The following is a 1,796-nucleotide window of genomic DNA, read 5'->3' as shown; positions in this document are numbered from 1 at the left end:
TTTTTCCCTCCTTCATGGCGTGGTCTCGAGTCGCGACGCCGGCCCGATGTGCGACGGCCTTACCGGTCACCCGGTTGTTTGCAAGCTCCGCGAACTGCCGGTCAATGGTGACGGGCGTGCCGACATCGATGGCGAGAAGTTCCACTTCCTGGCGGTTCGTTGCCCCGACATCGATGAACATGTCGTCGATCTTGACACCTTTCTTCCTCTCCTCGTCATTCATCATGTGGACGGGCTTGCCGCCGACAACGCCGTACACTGGACCCTTGGTCGAATGCAGGACGACCCGCTGGGTGTAGAGCACGGGGTCGTACCAGCCGCCAAGCGCGACAAACCGTATGAAGCCTTTCTCATCGACATACTTCACCATCAGGCCGATCTCGTCCATGTGGGCGGCGAGCATCACCGAGAATTTTCCGCCGTTCTTGGTTGCGATCAGGTTGCCCATCGCATCCTCGCGGATCTCGTCCACGTGGCCTTTGAGTTCCTTTTTGACAATCGCAAATACGCTTCCTTCGCTGCCCGACACGCCGTGGGCATTGGATAATTTTTCTAAAAGATCCCTGACCATGATATCACTTCACAAGGTTTCCAATCCGCTCAAGTGCTGTCATAATATTCTGCCGCGATGTGGCATAACTGAACCGGGTATATTCCGGGACATTGGCACCAAATGCTGTGCCGGGCACAACAATAACACCGGCTTCGATGATCTTCTCCGTGAGGGCGGGTTTCATCGGGACGAATGTGTAGAATGCCCCCTCGGGCTTCGGGAAATCGAATCCCAGTTCGTTTAACCCGCCCCATATGAGGTCGCGCCGTGCCTCGTATTCATCCCGCATGACCTTTACCGCACCCTGGTCTCCTTCATACGCAGCAACTGCCGCGTACTGGGCGATTGAGGTTGCGCATGCCTGGCAGTACTGGTGTACCTTCAGGCACTGACCGACAATCTCGGGAGATGCCGCAAGGTACCCGATCCTCCAGCCGGTCATCGCGTAGGTCTTGCTCGTGGCATTGATCGTGATCACATTGTCGCCGAACCGCGCTGCGCTCACGTGCTTCCTGCCATAGATGAAATGCTCGTACACTTCATCAGAGATGATAGTGACATTCTTGTCCGCTGCATATTCAACAAGGGCCCGGATCGATTCCTCGCTTTCAACAGCGCCGGTCGGGTTGCCGGGCGAGTTGATGACCATGAGTGTTGCCCCGTCCATCAGCTTTTTTGCAGCTTCTACATCGATATGGAGTGTCTTTGTCAGGGGCACACTGACCGGTTTTCCGCCGGCAATTGTGGCAAGGGATGCATACGACACAAAACCCGGGTCAGGGCAGAGGACGCGGTCACCGGGATTCAGCATCGCCTGCATGACAATGTGGAGCGCCTCGCTTGCACCGGCCGTGACAATCAGCTGGTCGGGGTGGTACTTGATCCCGTTCTCGTTCTTGAACTTTTTACTGATGGCGGAACGGAGTTCCGGAAGGCCGTTATTCGTCGTATAGCCGGTCTTACCTTCCTGGATGGCTTTGATTGCAGCATCCTTGATATGCTGCGGCGTATCGAAGTCCGGCTGGCCGAGGCCCAGGTTGATCGAGCCCGGGCCGGCAGCTTCGAAGATCTTCCGGATGCCGGAGATCTCGATTCCGGAAACCCGTTCAGAGAATTTCATGGTCATGGTTTTCCTCATTCAATGTTTGTGTGGCGGTTCTTGAGCGAAGATTCATCGGTCTGTGTGATCTCCATAAGCCGGGAAATGACGGCATCGGCAAAGATCATGGACACGGTCTCAAAG

2 protein-coding genes and 1 pseudogene are annotated in these 1,796 nt (G+C 55.7%); all 3 read right to left on the bottom strand.

The genetic code is table 11. The features are described 5' to 3' along the window. The coding region (locus tag CW742_RS11780) for a M42 family metallopeptidase (protein ID WP_369333018.1) at positions 1-571 on the bottom strand (571 nt) is incomplete at its 3' end. A gap of 4 nt (positions 572-575) precedes the next feature. Further along, on the bottom strand, positions 576-1,679 hold the full coding sequence (locus CW742_RS11775; protein WP_292420615.1) for a pyridoxal phosphate-dependent aminotransferase: 1,104 nt from the start codon (positions 1,677-1,679) through the stop codon (positions 576-578). Between the two features lie 8 nt (positions 1,680-1,687). After that, a pseudogene (locus tag CW742_RS11770) lies at positions 1,688-1,796 on the bottom strand (6-phospho-3-hexuloisomerase); the annotation flags it as partial.

The sequence above is a fragment of the Methanoregula sp. genome (genome assembly GCF_002835825.1).
Taxonomy (GTDB): Archaea; Halobacteriota; Methanomicrobia; order Methanomicrobiales; family Methanospirillaceae; genus Methanoregula.
The sequence above is the reverse complement of the archived record's forward strand: the minus strand, read 5'-3'. Positions and strand labels throughout refer to the sequence as shown.

What these genes read in the sequence shown, in the direction of transcription:
- CW742_RS11775 (WP_292420615.1), bottom strand. Translation starts at nt 1,679, where the DNA reads ATGACCATGAAATTCTCTGAACGGGTTTCCGGAATCGAGATCTCCGGC.